At 70.1% G+C, this 22001-nt stretch carries 22 protein-coding genes; 15 read left to right on the plus strand and 7 right to left on the minus strand.

Features of this window, described 5'->3' with window-relative positions; translation table 11 throughout:
- Position 1: 1 nt before the first annotated feature.
- Positions 2-1432 carry a MocR-like transcription factor YczR gene (gene yczR, locus AC0L5F_RS16090; RefSeq protein ID WP_473314435.1) on the minus strand — a complete coding sequence of 477 codons (1431 nt, stop codon included), beginning with the start codon at positions 1430-1432 and terminating at the stop codon, positions 2-4.
- A gap of 60 nt (positions 1433-1492) precedes the next feature.
- On the opposite strand from yczR, the gene AC0L5F_RS16095 reads away from it, so the two are divergent.
- Entirely contained in the window at positions 1493-1645 is a 153-nt protein-coding gene (locus AC0L5F_RS16095) for a hypothetical protein (protein ID WP_473314436.1), read from the plus strand.
- Complete coding sequence (yczE, locus tag AC0L5F_RS16100; protein ID WP_473314437.1) at positions 1642-2313, plus strand: membrane protein YczE; 672 nt, start codon at positions 1642-1644, stop codon at positions 2311-2313. The genes AC0L5F_RS16095 and yczE overlap by 4 nt, the downstream gene beginning before the upstream one ends.
- On the opposite strand, the gene AC0L5F_RS16105 is transcribed toward yczE, so the two are convergent.
- Positions 2208-2771: an O-methyltransferase gene (locus AC0L5F_RS16105; RefSeq protein ID WP_473314438.1), complete on the minus strand. Its 564-nt coding sequence runs from the start codon at positions 2769-2771 to the stop codon at positions 2208-2210. The genes yczE and AC0L5F_RS16105 overlap by 106 nt on opposite strands.
- 477 nt (positions 2772-3248) lie before the next feature.
- Here AC0L5F_RS16105 and AC0L5F_RS16110 point away from each other — a divergent pair, with 477 nt between their 5' ends.
- Genes AC0L5F_RS16110 through AC0L5F_RS16120 form a run of 3 tightly spaced genes read left to right on the plus strand, consistent with a single transcriptional unit; the run spans position 3249 to position 6927 of the window.
- The gene (locus AC0L5F_RS16110) at positions 3249-4322 is read left to right on the plus strand and encodes a 3-isopropylmalate dehydrogenase (RefSeq protein ID WP_473314439.1); all 1074 of its coding nucleotides are present in this window, start codon (positions 3249-3251) and stop codon (positions 4320-4322) included.
- A 43-nt stretch (positions 4323-4365) separates the two neighbouring features.
- Complete coding sequence (locus AC0L5F_RS16115) at positions 4366-5463, plus strand: branched-chain amino acid aminotransferase (RefSeq protein ID WP_473314440.1); 1098 nt, start codon at positions 4366-4368, stop codon at positions 5461-5463.
- A gap of 30 nt (positions 5464-5493) precedes the next feature.
- The gene (locus AC0L5F_RS16120) at positions 5494-6927 is read left to right on the plus strand and encodes an aspartate ammonia-lyase (protein ID WP_473314441.1); all 1434 of its coding nucleotides are present in this window, start codon (positions 5494-5496) and stop codon (positions 6925-6927) included.
- A 6-nt stretch (positions 6928-6933) separates the two neighbouring features.
- Here the strand turns inward: AC0L5F_RS16120 and AC0L5F_RS16125 are convergent, their stop codons facing one another.
- From AC0L5F_RS16125 to AC0L5F_RS16135, 3 genes are read right to left on the minus strand one after another with little or no spacing between them, the layout of a single operon-like run.
- Entirely contained in the window at positions 6934-7878 is a 945-nt protein-coding gene (locus tag AC0L5F_RS16125) for a pyridoxal-phosphate dependent enzyme (protein WP_473314442.1), read from the minus strand.
- A 13-nt stretch (positions 7879-7891) separates the two neighbouring features.
- Positions 7892-8560 carry a hypothetical protein gene (locus AC0L5F_RS16130; RefSeq protein WP_473314444.1) on the minus strand — a complete coding sequence of 223 codons (669 nt, stop codon included), beginning with the start codon at positions 8558-8560 and terminating at the stop codon, positions 7892-7894.
- Positions 8560-9597 carry an NADP-dependent oxidoreductase gene (locus AC0L5F_RS16135; protein ID WP_473314445.1) on the minus strand — a complete coding sequence of 346 codons (1038 nt, stop codon included), beginning with the start codon at positions 9595-9597 and terminating at the stop codon, positions 8560-8562. Before AC0L5F_RS16135 ends, AC0L5F_RS16130 begins: the two co-directional genes overlap by 1 nt.
- A gap of 211 nt (positions 9598-9808) precedes the next feature.
- On the opposite strand from AC0L5F_RS16135, the gene cimA reads away from it, so the two are divergent.
- Entirely contained in the window at positions 9809-11383 is a 1575-nt protein-coding gene (gene cimA, locus AC0L5F_RS16140; protein WP_473316209.1) for a citramalate synthase, read from the plus strand.
- A gap of 50 nt (positions 11384-11433) precedes the next feature.
- Complete coding sequence (locus tag AC0L5F_RS16145; RefSeq protein ID WP_473314447.1) at positions 11434-12177, plus strand: hypothetical protein; 744 nt, start codon at positions 11434-11436, stop codon at positions 12175-12177.
- Positions 12178-12184: 7 nt separating this feature from the next.
- Here AC0L5F_RS16145 and AC0L5F_RS16150 read toward each other — a convergent pair whose 3' ends face one another.
- On the minus strand, positions 12185-12637 hold the full coding sequence (locus tag AC0L5F_RS16150; protein ID WP_473314449.1) for a GNAT family N-acetyltransferase: 453 nt from the start codon (positions 12635-12637) through the stop codon (positions 12185-12187).
- Positions 12638-12739: 102 nt separating this feature from the next.
- On the opposite strand from AC0L5F_RS16150, the gene AC0L5F_RS16155 reads away from it, so the two are divergent.
- The 8 genes from AC0L5F_RS16155 (at position 12740) to AC0L5F_RS16190 (ending at position 20717) form a co-directional block, all read left to right on the plus strand.
- Positions 12740-14128 (plus strand): glycine--tRNA ligase, encoded by a 1389-nt coding sequence (locus AC0L5F_RS16155; protein ID WP_473314450.1) that lies wholly within the window; start codon positions 12740-12742, stop codon positions 14126-14128.
- A gap of 25 nt (positions 14129-14153) precedes the next feature.
- Positions 14154-14729 carry a hypothetical protein gene (locus tag AC0L5F_RS16160; RefSeq protein WP_473314451.1) on the plus strand — a complete coding sequence of 192 codons (576 nt, stop codon included), beginning with the start codon at positions 14154-14156 and terminating at the stop codon, positions 14727-14729.
- Positions 14730-14824: 95 nt separating this feature from the next.
- Positions 14825-15751, plus strand: coding sequence for an ABC transporter ATP-binding protein (locus AC0L5F_RS16165; protein ID WP_473314453.1), 927 nt, complete (start codon positions 14825-14827; stop codon positions 15749-15751).
- The gene (locus tag AC0L5F_RS16170; protein ID WP_473314454.1) at positions 15748-16527 is read left to right on the plus strand and encodes an ABC transporter permease; all 780 of its coding nucleotides are present in this window, start codon (positions 15748-15750) and stop codon (positions 16525-16527) included. Before AC0L5F_RS16165 ends, AC0L5F_RS16170 begins: the two co-directional genes overlap by 4 nt.
- A 20-nt stretch (positions 16528-16547) precedes the next feature.
- On the plus strand, positions 16548-17651 hold the full coding sequence (locus AC0L5F_RS16175; RefSeq protein ID WP_473314455.1) for a sensor histidine kinase: 1104 nt from the start codon (positions 16548-16550) through the stop codon (positions 17649-17651).
- Entirely contained in the window at positions 17648-18271 is a 624-nt protein-coding gene (locus AC0L5F_RS16180; RefSeq protein WP_473314456.1) for a response regulator, read from the plus strand. Before AC0L5F_RS16175 ends, AC0L5F_RS16180 begins: the two co-directional genes overlap by 4 nt.
- A gap of 1 nt (position 18272) precedes the next feature.
- Entirely contained in the window at positions 18273-19427 is a 1155-nt protein-coding gene (gene dusB / locus AC0L5F_RS16185) for a tRNA dihydrouridine synthase DusB (RefSeq protein ID WP_473316211.1), read from the plus strand.
- 27 nt (positions 19428-19454) lie between these two features.
- Positions 19455-20717, plus strand: coding sequence for a uracil-xanthine permease family protein (locus tag AC0L5F_RS16190; RefSeq protein WP_473314457.1), 1263 nt, complete (start codon positions 19455-19457; stop codon positions 20715-20717).
- Between the two features lie 24 nt (positions 20718-20741).
- Here the strand turns inward: AC0L5F_RS16190 and AC0L5F_RS16195 are convergent, their stop codons facing one another.
- A complete protein-coding gene (locus AC0L5F_RS16195) occupies positions 20742-21872 on the minus strand; it encodes an HNH endonuclease signature motif containing protein (RefSeq protein WP_473314458.1) in 1131 nt (376 codons plus the stop codon).
- Positions 21873-22001: the final 129 nt, after the last annotated feature.

Consider the following 22001-nt stretch of genomic DNA (forward strand, 5'->3'; position numbering starts at 1 on the left):
GCTAGGCGATCAGGTCGATCGTCTGCGCGGTGCCGGGGGTCTCGTTGCCCGATGACACGCAGTCCCACGCGCGCCGCAGTCGCCGCACGGCCTCGGTGAGCACGTCGTGCGGCTGGGTGTAGGGCAGTCGTAGGTGGCGTTCGCCCGCCGCCGGGGCGCCGGTGAAGAAGCGGGGACCGGCGGTCAGGAGCAGGTCGTGGTCGGTGGCATCGGCCACCAGCGGCGTGCCGACTCGTTCGGGCAGCGTGAGCCACAGGTTGAGCCCGCCGGGCGGGCAGCTCGCACTGACCTGGGGCAGCTGCAGGGCGAGCTGCTCGAGCAGATGATCGCGTGCCGCCCGCGACCGAGAGCGTGACGCGGCAAGCGTCTGGCCGCCGTCCTCGAGCAGCTCGCACAGCACCAGCTGGTCGAAGGCCGACGTCCCGAGGTCGTCCATCATGCGCGCCTGCAGCAGGGGCACGACGAGTGAGCGCGGCGCGCGGATCCATCCGACGCGGAGCCCGCCCCAGTACGCCTTCGAGGACGATCCGATGAGGAGCGCCCGCGGGTCGTAGTGCGCGAAGTGCGGTGGCATCGCGATGCCGTCGAGGTTGACGTCGCGCAGCGACTCGTCGACCACCGGGACGACGTCGTGGCGGGCCAGCGCACGGGCCCAACGCCCGCGTTCCTCGTCGGTCATGACGATCCCGGTCGGGTTGTGGAAGTCCGGCACGAGGTACGCGGCGGCGTGCTGCCCGGTGCTGAGGGCGTCGTCCAACCCGTCCCAGGGACGATCGCTCACCGGCAACGGGCTGAGCCGTCCGCCGCCGAGGCCGAAGGCGTCCGCTCCGTGCGGGTACGTGATGCCTTCGACCAGCGTCCGCGACCCTGGTCGGGTGACGGTGCGGGCCACCAGCGAGATGGCTCCCATCGCCCCGTTGGTGACGATGATCTGGTCGGGATCGGTCGCGAGCCCGCTCTCGGTGTACTGGTCGGCGAGCAGGCGTCGGAGGCGGGGGAGACCGTCGGGCAGGTAGCCCGTCGTGGCCAGCAGCCCGGGCAGCCCGGTGGCGGCTGCCTCGAACGCACGGGCGATGCCGGCCGGGCCCGGCCAGGCCGAGTACGTCATGGCGATCGTGTCGGGGTCGTCCGGCGTCGTCATCAGGCTGCTGGTCGCCGAGGCGAACCGGGGCAGGGCGACGACGCTGCCAGAACCCTGCCGCGAACGGGTGAGCCCAGCGTCGCGGAGCTCGGCGTAGACGCGCGCACTCGTGGTGCGGCTGACGCCGAGCGCTCCGGCGAGGTCACGCTCGGACGGCAGCCGGCTCCCGTCGGCGATCCGACCGTCGACGATCATCAGGCGGATGCGGTCGGTGATCTCGCGATACGCCGGGCCGCGATCGTCCAGGGGGCCGACCAGGTCGGCGATGCGACGGGCGGAGAGGGCAGGCATGAGGCCAGTGAACCACGATTGGCTATGTCCAACCAGTCCAATCAGTCGCACACTGGACCCATGCTCTGGTTCAGCGTCGCAGGAGTCCTGCTCCTCGTTCTTGCTCTCCGCCTCGCGATCGTGGTCGCGCACGACGGCTACGGCCGCAACCCGGCCCCGCGGAGCCACCGCGAGGAGCTCGGCACCTGGGTGGATCAGGAGCTGAGCCGATGACCGCCCGGCTGCTGCGACTGAACGTCGGGCTGTTCCTCTACGGGTTCACGATGGCGATGCTGGTCGAGTCGACGCTCGGGCTCGACCCGTGGGACGTGTTCCACGAGGGCGTGGCGAACCGGGTGCCCCTGACCTTCGGCCAGGTCGTGATCGCGACGGGCGCCGTGGTGCTGCTGCTGTGGATCCCGCTGCGCCAGATGCCCGGCATCGGCACGGTGCTGAACGTGGTCGTGATCGGCCTGGCCGCGGACTTCGGCCTGTGGCTGATGCCGCAGCCCGACGACCTGCTGGTGCGTGTCCTGCTGCTCGTCGGCGGCATCGTCGGCAACGGATTCGCCGGAGCCCTCTACATCAGCGCCCACCTCGGACCTGGCCCGCGCGACGGCCTGTGGCTCGGGCTGGTCCGCCGCACCGGCCGCAGCATCCGGCTGTGGCGCACCGTCATCGAGGTGACGGTGCTCGTGGTCGGCTTCGTGCTCGGCGGCACGGTGGGCGTCGGCACCGTCCTCTACGCGCTGACGATCGGGCCCCTCGTCCAGCTCTTCACCGGGCTGGTCGACCGTCAGCGACGGGTGGCGATGAGCAGGGACGCGTCGGGGTCGATGAGCATCTCGACGGCGGTGAAGCGCTCGTCGGTGAGCCAGCGCTCGCGCACGAAGTCGACCTGACCGTCGACGATGGGCGGCCAGAACGCGGACGGCACGAAGTCGTCCAGCACGGCGATGCCGCCGGGCTCGAGCAGATCGGCGAGCACGTCGATGTCCTTCATGACGTCGCGCACGTCGACGAACAGCAACGAGAACGGCGCGTACTGCTCCAGCGTCGACCAGTCGCCGGCGATGATCTCGACGTTGTCGACGTCAGCGAAGATGCCCTGGACGTCCTCGGCGAGCGACGGGTCGAGCTCGGCGCTGACGATCCGAGCCTCCTGGGGCGCGCCGCTGGCCAGCCACGCCGACCCGACCCCGGTGCCGGTGCCCAGCTCGGCGAGCGTGCCGGTGCGCGAGGCGGCCAGGGTCGCGAGCAGACGACCGGTCTCGTGCCGGATCGAGGTGATGAAGCCGCGCTGGCGGGCGAGGTCGAGCGTCGCCGAGACCAGAGCGGGTACTTCGGCGGGGGCGCTCATGACGCCAGTCTGTCATGACACGTTCCAGCATTCGGGCCTCATGTCTCGACAGGTGGCGGCGACGGGTCTACGCTGGGCTCACCATGCGGAAGCAGCTCGTCGTACTCATTGCTTGCCGCGGCAGGAGCCTCTAGGGCCACCACCCTGCCGCGGTGTTTGTGATGACGCCACGAGCCGGTGTCACCGAGGTGGCCCGACAGCTCGCCGCAGGGTTCTCGATCACGATCTGATCGCTTCTGTCTGTTCTCGCTGTCCGGATGACCTCCGGTGCGGTTCGGTGCGCTGTCGGCCACCCCTCTGGCGCCCACCGCACCCACCACCCTCCCGACAGGAGCAGCACCATGTTCGACCCACACCCCTTCGCCACCACGTCCGACCTCGAGTGGGGTCCTGCGCACCTGCGCGACGACGCCACGGTCCTGGACCTGGAACCGGCCGACCGTCCTGACGACAACTGACCCCCCATAGGATCGATGCATGTCCCAGACCTCTTACTCGCTCGCCGTCGTCGCAGGTGACGGCATCGGCCCCGAAGTGACCGCCCAGGCGCTCACGGTGCTCGACGTCGTCGCCGAGCAGCACGGCCTGTCCTTCGACCGCACCGCCTACGACCTCGGTGCCGCGCGCTACCACGCCACGGGCGAGACGCTGCCCGACTCGGTCCTGGCCGAGATCCGCGGTCAGGACGCGATCCTGCTCGGCGCCGTCGGTGACCCGTCGGTGCCGTCGGGTGTCCTCGAGCGAGGTCTGCTGCTGCGTCTGCGCTTCGAGCTCGACCACTACGTCAACCTGCGGCCGTCGAAGCTGTACCCCGGCGTCCCGACTCCGCTGGCGAACCCGGGCGACGTCAACTTCGTCGTGGTCCGTGAGGGCACCGAGGGGCCGTACGTCGGCAACGGCGGCGCCATCCGCGTCGGCACACCGAACGAGATGGCCACCGAGGTCAGCGTCAACACCGCCTTCGGCGTCGAGCGGGTCGTGCGCGACGCGTTCGCCCGCGCGCAGGCGAGGCCGCGGCGCAAGCTGACGCTGGTGCACAAGAACAACGTGCTGGTGCATGCTGGCCACCTGTGGACGCGCACCGTCGACGCGGTCGCGACCGAGTTCCCCGACGTGTCGGTCGACTACCTGCACGTCGACGCCGCGACCATCTTCCTGGTCACCGATCCCGCGCGGTTCGACGTCATCGTCACCGACAACCTCTTCGGCGACATCCTCACCGACCTCGCCGCGGCGATCACCGGCGGCATCGGCCTGGCCGCCAGCGGCAACGTCAATCCCGACCGCACCGCACCGAGCATGTTCGAGCCCGTGCACGGATCGGCTCCCGACATCGCCGGACAGTCCAAGGCCGACCCGACCGCCGCGATCCTGTCCGGCTCGTTGCTGCTGGAGCACCTCGGCCACCCCGCGGCGGCTGCGCAGATCGCCGAGGCCGTCGAGGCCGACATCGCCACCCGCACGGGTGCACGCAGCACCGAGGAGGTGGGGGAGGCCATCGCCTCACGGGTCGCCGGTTCGAAGGCGGCCGGAGGCGTACCGGTCGGCTAGCCGACCCTCCCCTCAGACCCTCCGAAGGATTACCGTGACCGACATGACCACCACCCCGTTCGTCTCGCGACTCGAGGCGAACCCGAACCCCACCACCGACGCCGAGCGCGATGCGATCCTCGCTGACCCGGGCTTCGGGACGAACTTCACCGACCACATGTTCGTGGCCGACTGGACCGCCGACGGCGGATGGCAGGACGCCCGCGTCGTGCCGTACGGCCCCATCACGCTCGACCCGTCGGCCGCCGTCCTGCACTACGCCCAGGAGATCTTCGAGGGTCTCAAGGCGTACTCCCACGCCGACGGCAGCGTCGGGTTGTTCCGTCCCGACCAGAACGCCGCCCGTCTGCAGCGGTCCGCGCACCGCCTCGCGCTGCCCGAGCTGCCCACGGAGTGGTTCCTCGGCTCCATCGACGCCCTGATCGACGCGGACCGTGCCTGGGTTCCCTCGGGGGAGGAGAAGAGCCTGTACCTGCGGCCGTTCATGTACGCCTCGGAGTCGTTCCTCGGCGTGCGACCGGCCGCCAAGGTCACCTACAGCGTCATCGCCTCGCCGGCCGGGGCGTACTTCAAGGGCGGCATCAAGCCGGTCTCGATCTGGCTGTCCACCACGTACACGCGTGCCGGTGCCGGCGGAACCGGCGCTGCCAAGTGCGGCGGCAACTACGCCGCCAGCCTGCTGCCGCAGCAGGAGGGCATCGCCCACGGGTGCGACCAGGTGGTGTTCCTCGACTCGATCGAGCAGACCTGGATCGAGGAGCTCGGCGGCATGAACCTGTTCTTCGTGCAGTCCGACGGGTCGATCGTCACGCCCGAGCTCTCCGGCTCGATCCTCGAGGGCATCACGCGCGACAGCATCCTGACCCTCGCCCGCGACCTCGGACACGACGTCGTGGAGCGCCGGGTCAGCCTGGAGGAGTGGCGCACCGGTGTCGCCGACGGCACGATCACCGAGATCTTCGCGTGTGGCACGGCTGCGGTCATCACGCCGGTCGGCACCCTGAAGTGGGACGGCGGCGAGATCACCTGCGGAGACGGCGAGGCCGGCAAGGTCACCACCGACATCCGCGCCGCGCTGGTCGACATCCAGTACGGGCGTGCCGAGGATCGTCACGGCTGGATCCGGCGCGTGGCTTCGTAGCCCACGAGCCCGGTGTGGTTGCATCGGGACATGACCCACGTCACAACCGACGCTCGCACGCGATCCGAGCACGACCTGATCGGATTCCGCGACGTCCCCGCCGAGGCCTACTGGGGCGTGCACACCCTGCGCGCGCTGGAGAACTTTCCGATCACCGGCATCCCCATCGGTTCGAGCCCGCACCTGGTCGAGGGCCTGGCCTCGGTGAAGCAGGCCGCGGCAGCCGCCAACCACGATCTCGGGCTGCTCGACGACGAACGCTACGAGGCGATCCGCCAGGCCTGCGAGGAGATCCGGGCCGGTGAGCTGCTCGACCAGTTCGTGGTCGACGTCATCCAGGGCGGCGCCGGCACCTCGTCGAACATGAACGCCAACGAGGTGATCGCCAACCGCGCTCTGGAGATCATGGGGCACGCCAAGGGCGACTACCACGTGCTGCACCCCAACGAGCACGTGAACCTGAGCCAGTCGACCAACGACGTGTACCCCACGGCCGTCAAGGTCGCGATCATCCTGGAGACCCACGCGCTGCTCGAGGCGATGGAGGTCCTGCAGACCTCGTTCGCCGCCAAGGCCGACGAGTTCCACGACGTGCTGAAGATGGGGCGCACCCAGCTGCAGGACGCCGTGCCGATGACGCTGGGCCAGGAGTTCCGCACGTACTCGCTGATGATCGCCGAGGACCGGGCGCGACTGTCCGAGGCCATCTTGCTGCTGCACGAGATCAATCTCGGTGCGACCGCGATCGGCACCATGCTCAACGCGCCGGCCGGGTACGTGGAATCGGCCTGCGGACGCCTGGCCGAGCTCACCGGTCTGCCGCTGGAGACCGCCCTGGACCTGATCGAGGCCACGCAGGACTGCGGTTCGTTCGTGCAGCTGTCCGGCACGCTCAAGCGGGTCGCGGTCAAGCTGTCCAAGATCTGCAACGACCTGCGGCTGCTGTCCTCCGGTCCCCGGGCGGGCTTCAACGAGATCAACCTGCCGGCGGTCCAGGCCGGATCGAGCATCATGCCCGGCAAGGTCAACCCGGTGATCCCCGAGGTCGTCAACCAGGTGGCGTTCCAGGTCATCGGCCACGACATGACCGTCACGATGGCCGCCGAGGCCGGGCAGCTGCAGCTGAACGCCTTCGAGCCGGTCATCTGCTACTCGCTGTCGGCCGGCATCTCACGCCTGCGCGAGGCCATCACGGTGCTCGCCACCCGCTGTGTCGACGGCATCACCGCCAATGCCGAGCTGATGCGCGCGGAGGTCGAGAACTCGATCGGTCTGGTCACGGCCCTCAACCCCTACATCGGGTACGCGGCCGCCACCGAGGTGGCCAAGGAGGCGCTGGCGACCGGTCGCGGCGTGGCCGAGCTGGTGCTGGAGAAGGGGCTGCTGCCCCCGGACCGGCTGGCCGCGATCCTTCGACCCGAGACGCTGGCGAACCTGGCGCCCCGGACGACCGGGACGACCTAGCCGGACTCAGGTCCCGGCGATCCAGCCGATCGCCTCGGACGAGCCGAACAGTCCCGGGAGTCCGCCGGTGTGCCAGAACAGCACGCGGTCGTCGGGGCCGACGTCGCCGTCCGCCACCGCCGCGACCAGGCCGGCGAGGGCACGTCCGGTGTAGATCGGGTCGAGGATCAGGCCCTCGGTGCGGGCAGCCAAGGTCAGTGCGGAGCGCACGGGCGCAGTGACCGAGGTGTATCCGTCGCCGACCTGGTCGCCGCGCAGGCGGACACCGGACGCCTCGGCACCGAGCTCGGTGACCAGCGCGGCGATCCGGACGGCCGCGTCGGGCGTTGCGCCGGTGTCGACGCCCAGCACGCGCTCCGCTCCGAGCGCAGCGACCAGACCGGCCGCGGTGCCGCCTGAACCGACCGCCACGACGTGGTGATGCACCCCCTCGATCTGCTGCAGCGCCTCGAGACCGGCGTCGGCATAGGCGGCCGCGGCGATCGCGTTGGAGCCGCCGTACGGGACGCGGTGGGCGCGGACTCCCGACCGTTCGAGGTCGCGCACCCGTTCGACGGCGATCGCCTCGAGGTCGACGTGCGACACCGCGCCGGCCCAGTGCAGCCGAGCGCCGAGCAGCCGGTCCAGCACCAGGTTGCCCGCGACGGGGGAGTCGGGGCCACCGGCCAGCACCAGCTCGACGTCGAGCCCGAGCCGGGCCCCGGCCGCGGCGGTGAGACGGGCGTGGTTGCTCTGGGCGGCGCCGGTGGTGACCAGCGTGGTGGCTCCGGCGTCGAGTGCCGCCGCGCAGAGGCGCTCGAGCTTGCGCACCTTGTTGCCTCCGCCGCCGAGTCCGGTGAGGTCGTCGCGCTTGATCCACAGCGCCTCGGGGCGCAGGCCGAGAGCAGCCGCCAGCCGCGGTGCCGGCTCCACGGGCGTCGGCAGCGTGCACAAGCCGATCCGGTCGCTCACGTGAGATCGCCTCTCATCCGAACAGGTCCGCGGTGGGATCGCCCAGCAGCGTCAGCACCAGCTCGCCGTCGCGCAGCGCGACCAGCAGATCGGTGCGTCGTTCCGGACCGGTGCGGTCGACCTGGTCGCCGTAGGCCAGCGCGATGTCGTGCAGGGTCACCGACGCAGGCCCCACCGGGTCGTGCTCGGGCCACTCGGTGAGGAGCCGCTGCGCGAGACCCAGCATCACCGCGATCGCGGCGCCCGTGGCGTCGCGCTCGACGCCGTCGAGCCGCAGGTCCGGCAGTCCGAAGACCTCGAGGCCCCGTGTGGTGAGCCCGGTGGCGTCCACGTCGACCGCGACCCAGTGCGAGGCCGCGCCGGTCGCCATGTGAGCAGGCACGATGCGTGGAACGGTCAGGTCGATCACGATCCCGTCGTGCTCTGCGGCGAGGTCCAGTGCCTCCTGTCGGGCCGCCACTGCCGTGTCCAGAGCGGCGTCGGGCCCGACCTCGGTCAGCAGCATCCGCACGTGCGGGCGCTGCACCAGTGCGTCGAGCTGCTCGTCGGTGGCACCGAAGCGGCGCAGCAGCACGTCGGCCGGAGGGGGGAAGTCCGCACCTCCCGGCAGCGGCTCGGCCGTGAACACACCGTGTGCCGACCGGCACCCGTCGGGGAGGGCGAGGATCCGCTCGTCGGCCATCAGGGCAGGTCGCCGACCTGCACCACCAGCTTGCCGAAGTTGGTGCCGCGCAGCATGCCGATGAACGCCTCGGGCGCTGCCTCGAGACCGTCGACGACGTCCTCGCGGTAGGCGATCGTGCCGTCGGCCACCAGGGGGCCGACCGTGGTGATGAAGTCCTTGAAGTGGTCCTTGACGAACTCGTCCTGGATGAAGCCGCGGATCTGCAGGCTCTTGGTGAGGATGCGCGTCATCAGTGCCGCACTGCGGTCGGGCCCCTCGGGGCGTGACGTGGCGTTGTAGCCCGACACGAGGCCGCACACGGGCACACGTGCGTAGGTGTTGAGGCGCTTGAGGACCGCGTCCCACACGGCTCCGCCGACGTTCTCGAAGTACACGTCGATGCCGTCGGGCGTCGCGGCGGCCAGGTCGTCGACGAACGTGGGGGAGCGGTGGTCGACCGAGGCGTCGAAGCCGATCTCGTCGAGGTAGGCGCACTTGTCCGGTCCGCCGGCGATGCCGACGGCACGGGCCCCGGCTCGTCGGGCCAGCTGGCCGACCATCGACCCGACCGGGCCGGAGGCCGCCGCGACGACGACGGTCTCGCCGGGCTGGGGGCGGCCGATGACGGCCAGGCCGGCGTAGCCGGTGAACCCGGGCATGCCGAGCACGCCGAGCGCCGTGCTGGGCGGAGCCGCGTCGGGGTCGAGGCGCCGCAACGCAGCAGCCGGGGCGACTGCGTGCGTGGCCCACGTGGTGTAGCCGAGCACCAGGTCCCCGGGAGAGAACCGGTCGGAGGTGGACGACAGCACCTCGCTGACGGTGCCGGCCTGCAGCGGGTCGCCCACCTGCCACGACGCCGCGTACGACTCGGCCTCGCTGAGCCGGCCGCGCATGTAGGGATCGAGCGACAGGTACACGGTGCGCAGCAGCACCTCGCCGTCGGCGGGCGTCGGCACGGGAACGGTCTCGGTGCGGAAGTTCTCGGCGGTGGGCTCGCCGTGCGGGCGCGAGGCCAGCACGATCTGGGTAGTCTGGGCGGTGCTGGTGTCGGTCATAGAGCGATGAGTCTAGACTGGGCGCGTGAGCACCCTCTCCATCATCATCGACAGGCGCGCCGGGATCTGAGCACCACTCCCGCCGCGCCGCCTCCCGTACCCGGGGGGCGTTTTTTTTGACCATCACACGGCACCAGCACCGAACGACGAGGACCAGATCGTGAACCCAGGACGCCAGACAGCCGGCGACTTCCACGTGTACGACACCACGATGCGCGACGGCGCCCAGCAGGAGGGGCTCAACCTCTCGGTGCAGGACAAGCTGCACATCGCGCGCCACCTCGACGACCTCGGCGTCGGCTACATCGAGGGCGGCTGGCCGGGCTCCAACCCCAAGGACACCGAGTTCTTCGCGCTGGCGGCCAAGGAGCTGGACCTGCAGCACGCCACGCTCGCGGCGTTCGGCTCCACGCGGCGCCCGAACGTCGCCGCCGCCGACGACCAGCTGCTCGTCGCGCTGCGCGACTCCGGTGCGTCAGTCGTCACGCTGGTGGCCAAGAGCCACGACAAGCACGTCGAGCTGGCGCTGCGCACCACCCTGGAGGAGAACCTCGCGATGGTGCGCGACTCCGTCGCCTACCTGATCGACGAGGGCCAGCGGGTCTTCGTCGATCTGGAGCACTTCTTCAACGGCTACCTGGACAACCGCGACTACGCACTGCAGGTCGTGCGGACCGCGACCGACGCCGGTGCGGAGGTGGCCGTGCTGTGCGACACCAACGGCGGCATGCTGCCGCACCAGGTGTCCGAGATCGTCGCCGACGTGCTGGCGTCCACGGGATCGCGGCTCGGCATCCACGCCCACAACGACACCGGGTGTGCCGTCGCCAACTCGATGGCCGCCGTGCAGGCGGGCGCCACCCACCTGCAGGGCTGCATCAACGGCTACGGCGAGCGCACCGGCAACGCCGACCTCGTCACCTGCGTGGCCAACCTGGAGCTCAAGCTCGACATGCCGATGCTGCCGGCCTCCGAGTCGGGCCGCAGCCGCCTGGCCGACGCCACGCGGATCTCGCACGCCATCAGCGAGATCACCAACTACCCGCCGCACGCGCGCCAGCCGTACACCGGCGTCTCGTCGTTCGCCCACAAGGCCGGCCTGCACGCGAGCGCCATCCGCGTGGACCCGAACCTCTACCAGCACATCGACCCGGCACTCGTGGGCAACGACATGCGGCTGCTGGTCTCGGAGATGGCCGGCCGCGCCACCATCGAGCTCAAGGGCAAGGAGCTCGGCTACGACCTCGCGTCGGATCCTGAGCGCCTCGCCCGGGTGACCGACCGGGTCAAGCGCATGGAGCAGGACGGCTACACCTTCGAGGCCGCCGATGCCTCGTTCGAGCTGTTGCTGGCCGAGGAGATGGAGGGCGCGCGGCCGTCGTTCTTCCAGCTCGAGTCCTGGCGCGTCTCGGCGGAGTCGAGTCGAGGTGCCTCGGCGGTGTCCGAGGCGACGGTCAAGCTGCACGCCGGAGGTGAGCGCTTCGCCGTCGTGGGTGAGGGCAACGGGCCGGTCAACGCGCTCGACCACGCGCTGCGGCAGGCCATCGAGCGGGTGTACCCCGACGTGGCGCGCTTCCACCTGATCGACTTCCGCGTGCGGATCCTCGACCAGGGCCACGGCACCGACGCCGTCACCCGGGTGCTCATCGAGACCTCCGACGGCAAGGACTCGTGGGTCACGGTCGGCGTCGGAGCCAACATCATCGAGGCCTCGTGGCAGGCGCTGGTGGACGCGTTCACCTACGGCCTGCGCCACCACGGGGTGGAGCCGCTCGCCGGCGCATGAGCGAGCCAGAGCCGGAGGTGCCGGTCGCCCGCAGGCGCAGCCGGGCGAGGATGGTCGTCATCCTCCTGCCCGTCATCGTGACGGTGCTGATCGCGGCGATCGTCGGAAGCTTCATCGTGGTGCAGAGCCAGCGGCAGTCCGAGCAGATCGAGCGGGCCGACGCCGTCGCTGCCGACTACCTCAGCGACGTCGAGCTGTTCCGCAAGGGTGTCGCCGCGGCACTGAGGAAGGCCGACCAGGACTCACCATCGACGCTGCGCAAGGCCCTGCTGGCGGCCATCGACGAGCCACCGGTGCTGGGCGACGCCGAACCGTTCGGCATGCAGAGCTCCACCGCGTACACCCGGGCCGAACAGGTCCAGGCCGATCTGCTCGAGCCGTACGAGCAGGTCAGCGACGAGCTCGCGTCCGCCACGGTCGCCCTGGCGTACGTCAGGGCGGCCCGCAAGGTGCTCGACCTGCGCGTGACCGACTTCGTGTCCTCGACCACCCTGTCGAGCAGCAGAGAGCTGCGATCGTCGTTGATCCCGGCGTTCGTGTCGGCGCGCGACGAGCTCGCGAAGACGAAGGTCCCCCCGGGCCAGAAGAAGCTGGCCGCCACGGTCAACGGGGCGATCCAGTACGTGATCGACCAGGCCACCGCGCTGGCCAACAACATCGACGCCGGCCGCAACTACTCGTTCACCTACAACACGCAGTTCGAGGCGGCGATCACCGCGGTCGAGGACTACGCCACCCGGGTGACCGGCGACCTCACCGAGTCGCTCAACAACCTGCAGGATCTCGCCGGCTGACGACCGCTCAGGCCCGCTTCCGGGTCATCGGCACGTGGTCGATGCCGGCCTCGACGAAGTTCTCGCCGCTGCGCTCGAAGCCGAAGCGGCCGTACCACTGCTCGAGGTGGGCCTGGGCGTTGAGCCGCATGTCGCCGTCGCCCCAGCGGCGCACGGCCTCGGCGACCAGCTGCCCGGACAGTCCGCGACCACGGTGCTCGGCGCGGGTGCACACCCGACCGATCCGCCGGACACCGTCGCCGTCGGTGAGCACCCGGACATAGCTGGTGGGTCCCTCGGCGTCGGCGAACCACAGGTGGGTGGTGTGCGGCAGCAGGTCGAGGTCGTCGACGTCCGGCTCGTCGCACTGCTGCTCCACGGCGAAGACGACGTCGCGGATCTTCCAGATGCCGTAGACGTCGGCGGCGGTCAGGTCGCTCCCGGCGACCGCCTGCAGGCGCGGGTCAACGGGTTCACTCATGTGCAGGAGTGTGCCGTACGGCTAGACTCACGGCGCATCGGGCGCGGATCGTCACGACCATCCGCACAGGCCCGCCGACACCCAGCCGGACAGGAAATCCCCATGGCAGCCACGACCGTCGACCACGTCATCAGCCTCAGCAAGCGCAGGGGATTCGTCTACCAGTGCGGTGAGATCTACGGCGGCACCAAGTCCGCCTGGGACTACGGTCCGCTGGGCGTGGAGCTGAAGGACAACATCAAGCGCCAGTGGTGGCGCTCGATGGTGCAGGGCCGCGACGACGTCGTCGGTCTCGACTCGTCGGTCATCCTGCCCACGCCCGTGTGGGCGGCCTCGGGCCACCTCGCGGCGTTCGTCAACCCGCTGGTGGAGTGCCAGAACTGCCACAAGCGCTACCGCCAGGACCACCTGCAGGAGGCCTACGCGGAGAAGAAGGGGCTGAGCGACCCCGACGCCGTCGAGATGGAGCTGATCGTCTGCGAGAGCTGTGGCACCCGCGGCCAGTGGACCGAGCCGCGCATGTTCAACGGTCTGCTCAAGACGTTCCTCGGCCCGGTCGAGTCCGAGGAGGGCCTGCACTACCTGCGCCCCGAGACGGCGCAGGGCATCTTCGTGAACTTCGGTCAGGTCATGACCACGTCGCGCAAGAAGCCGCCGTTCGGCATCGGTCAGATCGGCAAGAGCTTCCGCAACGAGATCACGCCGGGCAACTTCATCTTCCGCACCCGCGAGTTCGAGCAGATGGAGATGGAGTTCTTCGTCGAGCCGGGCACGGACGAACAGTGGCACGAGACCTGGATGCAGACCCGGATGGACTGGTACGTCTCCCTGGGCATCGACCGCGACAACCTGCGGTTCTACGAGCACCCGGCCGAGAAGCTCTCGCACTACTCCAAGCGCACGGTCGACATCGAGTACAAGTTCGAGTTCGCCGGCTCGGAGTGGGGCGAGCTCGAGGGCATCGCCAACCGCACCGACTTCGACCTCAAGACCCACAGCGAGCACTCCGGCAAGGACCTGTCGTTCTTCGACCAGGCCAGCGGCGAGCGGTACACGCCGTACGTCATCGAGCCCGCGGCCGGTGTGAACCGCTCGATGATGGCGTTCCTCATCGACGCGTACACCGAGGACGAGGCGCCCAACAGCAAGGGCGGTGTCGACAAGCGCACGGTGCTCAAGCTCGACCCGCGGCTGGCGCCCTGCAAGGCCGCCGTGCTGCCGCTGTCGCGCAACGAGGACCTGTCGCCCAAGGCGCGCGACCTCGCCGCCGAGCTGCGCGGCTTCTGGAACGTCGACTTCGACGACGCCGCCGCCATCGGCAAGCGGTACCGCCGCCAGGACGAGATCGGCACGCCGTTCTGCATCACCGTCGACTTCGACACCCTCGACGACCAGGCGGTCACGATCCGCGAGCGCGACTCGATGACGCAGGAGCGCATCGCCCTCGATCAGGTGACGGGCTGGTTGGCGGCGCGTCTCCCCGGGTGCTGATCCTCACGTGGGCGAGACTGGCCAGATGAAGGTGCGAGCACTGGTCGTCGCCGCAGCGGCGTGCCTGACCCTGGGAGCCTGCAGCGGCAGCGAGCCGGCGGCCGAGCCGACCGTACCCACGCCCAAGGGCTTCACCGTGCCGTCGGGCGTCACCCTCACCAACCCGGGCAGCGAGCTCGAGCAGGGCGAGTCCGGAACGGTCGTGCTGGAGGTGGGTGACGGCGCCGCCAGCGCCGTCACTCTCACGGTCTCCACCATCACCAAGGGCGACATCAAGGACTTCCAGTTCTTCTCGCTCGACGCCGCGAGCAAGGCCTCCACGCCCTACTACGTCAAGGCGACGGTCGTGAACGACGGACCGGCCGGCATCGGCGGCACCGGGGCACCGTTCGTGGCGCACGACGACAGCAACACGATCACGCCCCCCAACGTCATCAACGGCGCCTTCAAGCCGTGCCCCGGCGGGGCCCTGCCCAAGAGCTTCCTGCCCGGCGACACCGCCGACCTGTGCATGGTGTTCCTGGTGCCCAAGGGCCGCAAGCTCGTCTCGATCGACGCGCAGTCCGACGACCCCACCACCGCGGTGCGTTGGAACGCCTGACCTGACCCTTCACCCGGTCCGTCATGACAGATGTCATGACGGATCTGTGACGGCCGTACGCGGTCCGCTCGCCGGATCAACGCCACGGTGGAGGCATGAACACATCTGATCCTGCAGTCCGCATCGACGGACTGGTCAAGACGTTCGGGCCCGTGCGGGCCGTCGACGGGCTGGACCTGGTGATCGAACCGGGCGAGGTCGTCGCGTTCCTGGGGCCCAACGGCGCCGGCAAGACCACCACGATCGACATGATCCTGGGGCTGTCGGCACCGTCCAGCGGCTCGATCGAGGTCTTCGGCGGCGCACCGCGTCGCCAGATCGCACTCGGACGCGTGGCAGCGGTCATGCAGACCGGCGGCCTGCTCAAGGACTTCACGATCCGCGAGACCGTCGAGCTGACCTCCACCCTGTTCCGGCCCTCCCGCCCGGTCGACGAGGTGCTCGAACGCGCCGGCATCGCCGACGTGGCCGACCGGCTCGTCGGGAAGGCGTCGGGCGGCCAGCAGCAGCGTCTGCGGTTCGCCCTCGCGCTCCTGCCAGACCCCGATCTGCTGATCCTGGACGAGCCGACCACCGGCATGGACGTGCAGGGGCGCCGTGACTTCTGGTCGGCGATCCGCTCCGACGCCCAGCGCGGTCGCACGACGGTCTTCGCCACGCACTACCTGGAGGAGGCGGACGCCTACGCCGATCGCATCGTGCTGGTGCGGCACGGCCGAGTCGTCGCCGACGGCACGGCCGCCGAGATCAAGTCGTTGGCCGCAGGGCGCTCGGTCCGGGCCACGTTCCCCGGCGTGCAGCAGGCCGACGTCGACACGTTGGCTGCCCTCGCGGGCGTCGACTCGGTCGACGTGCGCGGTGAGTCCATCATCGTGCACGGCTCCGACAGCGACGTGATCGCTCGTCACCTCTACTCCCACACCGCAGCCCACGACCTGGAGATCACGTCGCGCAACCTCGAGGACGCGTTCGTCGCGCTCACCGCCGACGAGGTCACCCCCACCGAAGGAGTCCTCGCATGAGCACCATCGCCACCGAGCGTCAGATCCCGCCGGCCGGCGGATTCTCACTGCAGTTTCTCGCCCTGGAGCTACGCCGCATGCGGCGCAACAAGCGCGCCATGATCTTCACCCTGATCATGCCGAGCGCCTTCTTCCTGCTGTTCGGCACGGACTCGGCCTACCGCACCGAGCGCGCCGGGGTCGGCAACGTGACCGCCTACATCATGATCAGCATGGCCGTCTACGGCGCCATGATCGCCGCGACCAGCGGTGGTGCGATGGTCGCGACCGAGCGCGCCCAGGGCTGGAGCCGGCAGCTGCGACTCACGTCCCTGAACCCGCTGGCGTACGTGGCGGTCAAGTCCGTGGTCGCGATGATCATGGGGCTGATCTCGATCGTGACGGTGTGCGTCGTGGGCCAGTTCGTCGGTGCCGACCTGCCGTTCGATCGTCTGGTGGCGTGCGTCGCCATCGCCTGGACCTGCACGCTGGTGTTCGCCGCGTTCGGGCTGTTCATGGGGTACCTGCTGCCCAGCGAGAACGTCATGCAGGTGCTCGGACCGGCCCTGGCACTGCTGTCCTTCGCCGGTGGCCTGTTCGTGCCGCTGGACCAGATGTCGTCGGTGTTCGCCGACATCGCGAAGTTCACGCCCGCCTACGGTGTGGGTGCGCTGGCTCGGGCTCCGTTCGGCGGCGAGGACCACCTCGTGATCGCGGCGATCAACGTCGTGGCGTGGGCCGCGGTGTTCGTCGGCGGTGCCGCCTGGCGGATGAGTCGGGACACGAAGCGCGTCTGATCGTGACTAGCCTTGTCGCCATGGCAATTTCTCGGCCGCCGGCCGACGTCGAGACCGCTCGGTCCCGCGTCGGCCGGCTGCTGGGCGCCGGGGTCTGGCTGGTGTTCCTCGGCAACCCGCTGGGTGCGGTGCTGCGCCACGACGGCGCGGTGGAGAAGTATGTCGGCGTCGCCGCGCTCCTCGCCTTCGCGATCCTGTACCTGTACGCCCTCTCCCAGATCCGGCTCACCCACATGCACGGCCGGTACGCGGCGGCTCGCACGTGGGTGGCGCTCGAGCTCGTGTTCTTCGCCCTGGTCGTCCCGGCGGCCGGCGACCAGTCGTTGGCGTGCCTGGTGTTCGTCGCGGCCCTGGCGGTCGCCCTGCTGCCGACCGTCGAGGCTGCGGTCGTGGTCGCGACGTTGTTCGTCGCGGCGACGGCGGCTGCCGGTCTGGTGGACGGCTGGCAGGCCCACGGCAACAACCTGGCGGTGCTGCTGGCCGCCGCGGCCGTGTCGTCGTTCCGCCTGGCGTTCCAGCGAGCCAGCAGCCTGGCCCAGGCCGAGCGCGAGCTGGCCGAGCTGGCCCTGGAGGAGGAGCGCAACCGCATCGGGCGCGACCTGCACGACATCCTCGGGCACTCGCTGACGGTCATCGCGGTCAAGGCGGACCTCGCCGCGCGCATGGCCGAGACCGACCCCGAGGGCGCACAGGCCGAGCTGGAGGACCTGATGCGCCTGTCGCGTGACGCGCTGGCCGACGTGCGATCGACGGCCCACGGCATGCGCGGCATCTCGCTGCCCGGTGAGATCGCGTCGGCGCGGGCGGCCCTGGACTCGGCCGGCATCGAGGCGGACCTGCCGACCGTGGCCGACGACGTGCCGACGGACCTGCGCGAGCTGTTCGCGTGGGCCCTGCGCGAGGGAGTCACCAACGTGATCCGACACAGCGCAGCCCAGCACTGCAGCGTCGAGCTGACGGCTCGATCGATGCGGGTGGCCGATGACGGCGTCGGCGACCAGGCCGTCGGCGCCGGCACGGGGCTGGAGGGCCTGCGTCAGCGTGCTCGAGCGGCCGGGGCGACGGTCACCACGTCCAGCCCCAGCGGCGGGGGCTTCGTCCTGACGGTGGCGGTCGCCGGATGAGCGAGTCGATCCGACTGCTGGTGGCCGACGACCAGGCGCTCGTGCGTGGTGCCCTGGTGGCGCTGCTGCGCATGGAGCCGGACTTCGAGGTCGTCGCAGAGGTGTCACGAGGCGACGAGGTGCTCGACGCGGCGCTCGCCGAACAGCCCCACGTGGCTCTGCTGGACGTGGAGATGCCCGGTCTGGACGGTGTCGAGGTCGCGGCGCTGCTGCGAGAGCGGGTACCGACCTGTCGGGTGCTGATCGTGACGACCTTCGGCCGGCCGGGGTACCTGAAGCAGGCGCTGGCCGCGGGGGCGTCCGGCTTCGTGGTCAAGGACATCCCGTCACGCCAGCTGGCCGACGCCGTGCGGAGGGTGCACGCGGGCCTTCGTGTGGTGGATCCGCAGCTGGCCGCGGAGTCGTTGCTGCAGGGCGACTCGCCCCTCACGCCTCGCGAGGCAGAGGTGCTGGAGGCGGCCCGTGACGGGGGCACGATCGCCGACATCGCCAAGGCGGCGATGCTGTCCGAGGGCACCGTGCGCAACTACCTGTCGAGCGCGATCGGCAAGACGGGTGCCCGGACCAGGGCCGAGGCCGTCCGCCTCGCGGTCGACCACGGCTGGTTGCGCCCCCAATAGACTGATTCCCGTGACCACCTCCACCCTGCCGCGCAGCCTGCGGCTCGGACCGATCAGCGTCGGCACCCCCGTGGTGCTGGCGCCGATGGCCGGTGTCACCAACGCGGCGTTCCGCCAGCTCTGCGCCGAGCAGGGTGCGGGCCTGTACGTGTGCGAGATGATCACGTCGCGCGGCATCGTCGAGCGCGACCGCACGAGCCTGTCGATGCTGCGGTTCGCGCCCAACGAGCAGTACAAGTCGGTGCAGCTGTACGGCATCGATCCGCAGACCATCGGGCGCGCAGTCCAGATCCTGTGCGAGGAGCACGGCGTCGACCACGTGGACCTGAACTTCGGCTGCCCGGTGCCCAAGGTGACCCGCAAGGGCGGGGGAGCGGCCCTGCCGTGGAAGGACCGGCTGCTCGGCCAGATCCTGACCGCGGCCGTGGGCGCTGCCGCGCCGTTCGGCGTGCCGGTCACCATGAAGACTCGCAAGGGCATCGACGACGACCACCTCACCTACCTCGACGCGGGGCGCATCGCCTCGGACACCGGCACCGCGGCCATCGCCCTGCACGGCCGCACGGCGGTGCAGCACTACTCGGGCCACGCCGACTGGGACTCCATCGCCGAGCTCAAGGCCGCCGTCACCGACATCCCGGTGCTCGGCAACGGTGACATCTGGGAGGCAGCCGACGCGATCCGCATGGTCGAGCAGACCGGGTGCGACGGTGTCGTCGTGGGTCGCGGATGTCTGGGGCGTCCGTGGCTGTTCCGGGACCTCGCCGCCGCCTTCTCCGGATCGGTCGTGCAGGAGCTGCCGACGCTCGGCGAGGTCGCGGCGGTCATGCGTCGCCACGCCGAACTCTTGGGCGAGATCGCCGGCGAGGAGCGCGGCTGCATCGAGTTCCGCAAGCACATCGCCTGGTACCTCAAGGGCTTCGCCGCCGGCAGCGACGTGCGCCACCAGCTGGGCAAGGTCTCGTCGTTCGCCGACCTCGAGGCGCTCCTGGGCCGCCTCGATCCTGCCGAGCCGTATCCGGTGGGTGAGCTCGGCACACCCCGCGGCAGGCAGGGAACTCCCAAGAAGGTCACCGTGCCGGACGGCTGGCTCGACTCCCGCGAGGTCCACGAGCCGCTGGACCCGTTGGCCGAGGACGGGACCAGCGGCGGCTGACCGCACGAGGCTCGCTACAGTCCCGCCATGGCTCTTGGCTGGAAGCTGCACGGAAACGGCACCACGATCACCGACAGCGAGATCGTCGCCCCGGACGAGCGGTTGTCGTGGCCGCTGACCATCGGGTTCGGCGCACAGCACGTCGTGGCGATGTTCGGCGCGACGTTCCTCGTGCCCCTGCTCACGGGGTTCCCGCCGTCGACGACGCTGCTGTTCTCGGGTGTCGGCACGCTGCTGTTCCTGGTGCTGACGCGCAACCGACTGCCCAGCTACCTGGGCTCGTCGTTCGCCTTCATCGCCCCCATCGGTGCGGCGACGGCGTCGCAGGGCATGGGCGCGGCGCTGTTCGGCATCGCGGCCACCGGGCTGCTGCTGGCGGTCGTCGGCGCGATCGTGATGGTGACGGGCGTCGGGTGGATCGACGTGCTCATGCCGCCGGTGGTCACCGGGGCGATCGTGGCCCTGATCGGTCTGAACCTGTCGGGCGCGGCCACCCAGAACTTCCAGGCGGCCCCGTGGACGGCGCTGGTCACGTTGGCGGCGCTGCTGGTGATCGCGGTCGTCTCGCGTGGTCTGGTCGGCAGGCTGGCGATCGTGCTGGGCGTGGTCGTCGGTTACGTCTTCGCGACCATCGCCGGTGTGATCGACTTCGACCCTGTCCGCTCGGCGGCGTGGGTCGGCTGGCCGGACTTCACGGCACCGACGGCGACGTGGTCGGTGCTTCCGGCGTTCCTGCCGGTGGTGCTGGTGCTGATCGCCGAGAACGTCGGCCACGTGCGCAGCGTGGCGCACCTGACGGGCGACGAGTCGCTGAACGCCGAGACCGGGCGGGCGCTGCTCGCCGACGGTCTGGCCACGACTCTGGCCGGCTCGGCAGGCGGGTCGGGCACCACCACCTACGGCGAGAACATCGGCGTCATGGCGGCCACGCGGGTGTACTCGACCGCCGCGTACTGGGTGGCCGGGCTCGTGGCGATCGGCCTGGGACTGTCGCCCAAGGTAGGCGCGATCATCAACACCATTCCCGCCGGCGTGCTGGGCGGCGTCACGGTGGCGCTCTACGGCTTGATCGGCATCATCGGCGTGAAGATCTGGGTCGACAACCACGTCGACTTCTCTCGTCCGGTGAACCAGTTCACCGCAGCCGTGGCGCTGGTGATCGGCATCGGCAACCTGACGTTGACCGCCGGAGACGTGCAGATCACCGGCATCGCGCTGGGCACGATCGCCGCCGTGGTGGTCTTCCACGGCATGAGCACCCTCGAGCGGCTGCGGGCGGACCGGGGCTGAGACGGCGCCCACCGGCCGAGCTCGTCAGGCGGCGTGCTGGGCGGGTTCGGCGGGGGCGGTGTGGCCGCTGGGCAGTGTCCAGTGGATGACGTCGTGTGACTTCATCTGGTGGTGTCTGGCGCACAGTGGCCAGAGGTTCGCCCCGACGGTGTGGCCGTGGGGCCAGGGTTGTCGGTGGTCGTACTGACACCGGTCGGCCGGTTTCGTGCACGTCGGCGCCTGGCAGGTGCCGTCGCGGAAGGTGATGGCCTTGCGGAGGATGTCGGGGGCGAAGCGGCCGGCGTAGTGGTGTTCGAGGGTGTTGCCACCTGTGTCGGTGAGCAGCTTGTGCCAGAACGGGTTCGCGGTGTCGTGGGTGATCCAGTGGGCGGGGACGATGAACGTCCCGTCCGCAGCGACCGCTGGGTCGTCGGTGAGGCCGACCAACGTGCTGGCGGGGACCACGACGGCGATGTCGGCGCCGATGGCCGCTTCGCCGGTGTCGGTGGTGGTGGCCCACGCGGCGAGCAGGTCGGCCCGCCGTTGGGCGATGGTCCGTTCGTCGTGCTCGAAGGCCTTGGCTTCGCGGTCGAGCCTCTTGTCGATCGCAGCGGCCATGTGAGATGGGAGGTAGGCCGACAGCCAGGCCATGCCGTCGTCGACGTGCTCGACGACGACGCGTCGTTCGGCTCGTTGGGTCTCGGCTCGTTCGTTGGCGAGGTCGGCTTCGACGCGGGCGACGAACCGTTTCAGCCAGGTCTTGAGCTCGATGCTGGTGTGGTCGGCCGCGTAGGCGACGACCCGGTGGTCGAGGCGGGTGATGGATTCGGGGTGTTGGAGCTTGTCGACGGTGGCGGCGATCAGGATCGCCCGCGGTGCGTCCACGACACCGTCGGCGAACGCAGCCCACACGGTCGGGGCATGGTCACGCAGGGTCTCGGCGGCACCGAGCTTGCGATGGACCTGGGCCTCGGACAGATTCAGCGCGACCGCGATCTCCAACGGAACAGACCGCAGCGACGCCTGGCGGTGGAAGTGCTCCGTGATCTGGGTGTACTCGGCGGTCAACCGGTCCGCATAGGACAACATCTCGACGAACTCGGCATGCTCAGCCACCGCCCGCGCCCGAGCAGCGGCGACCAGCCGAACCTCGGGATCTGCCTGCGATTGCTGCATGTTTCCAACCTAGACACTCCCTCTGACAGTCCCCTCTCGTCGATCACAGATGTCCACAACCAGCTGTGTCGAGAGGTGAAAAATGTCGTCACCAGGGCAACTCAGGCGGGCCAGGTCACTAGAGGTCGA

Source organism: Aeromicrobium sp. 10G20-16 (assembly GCF_055809665.1).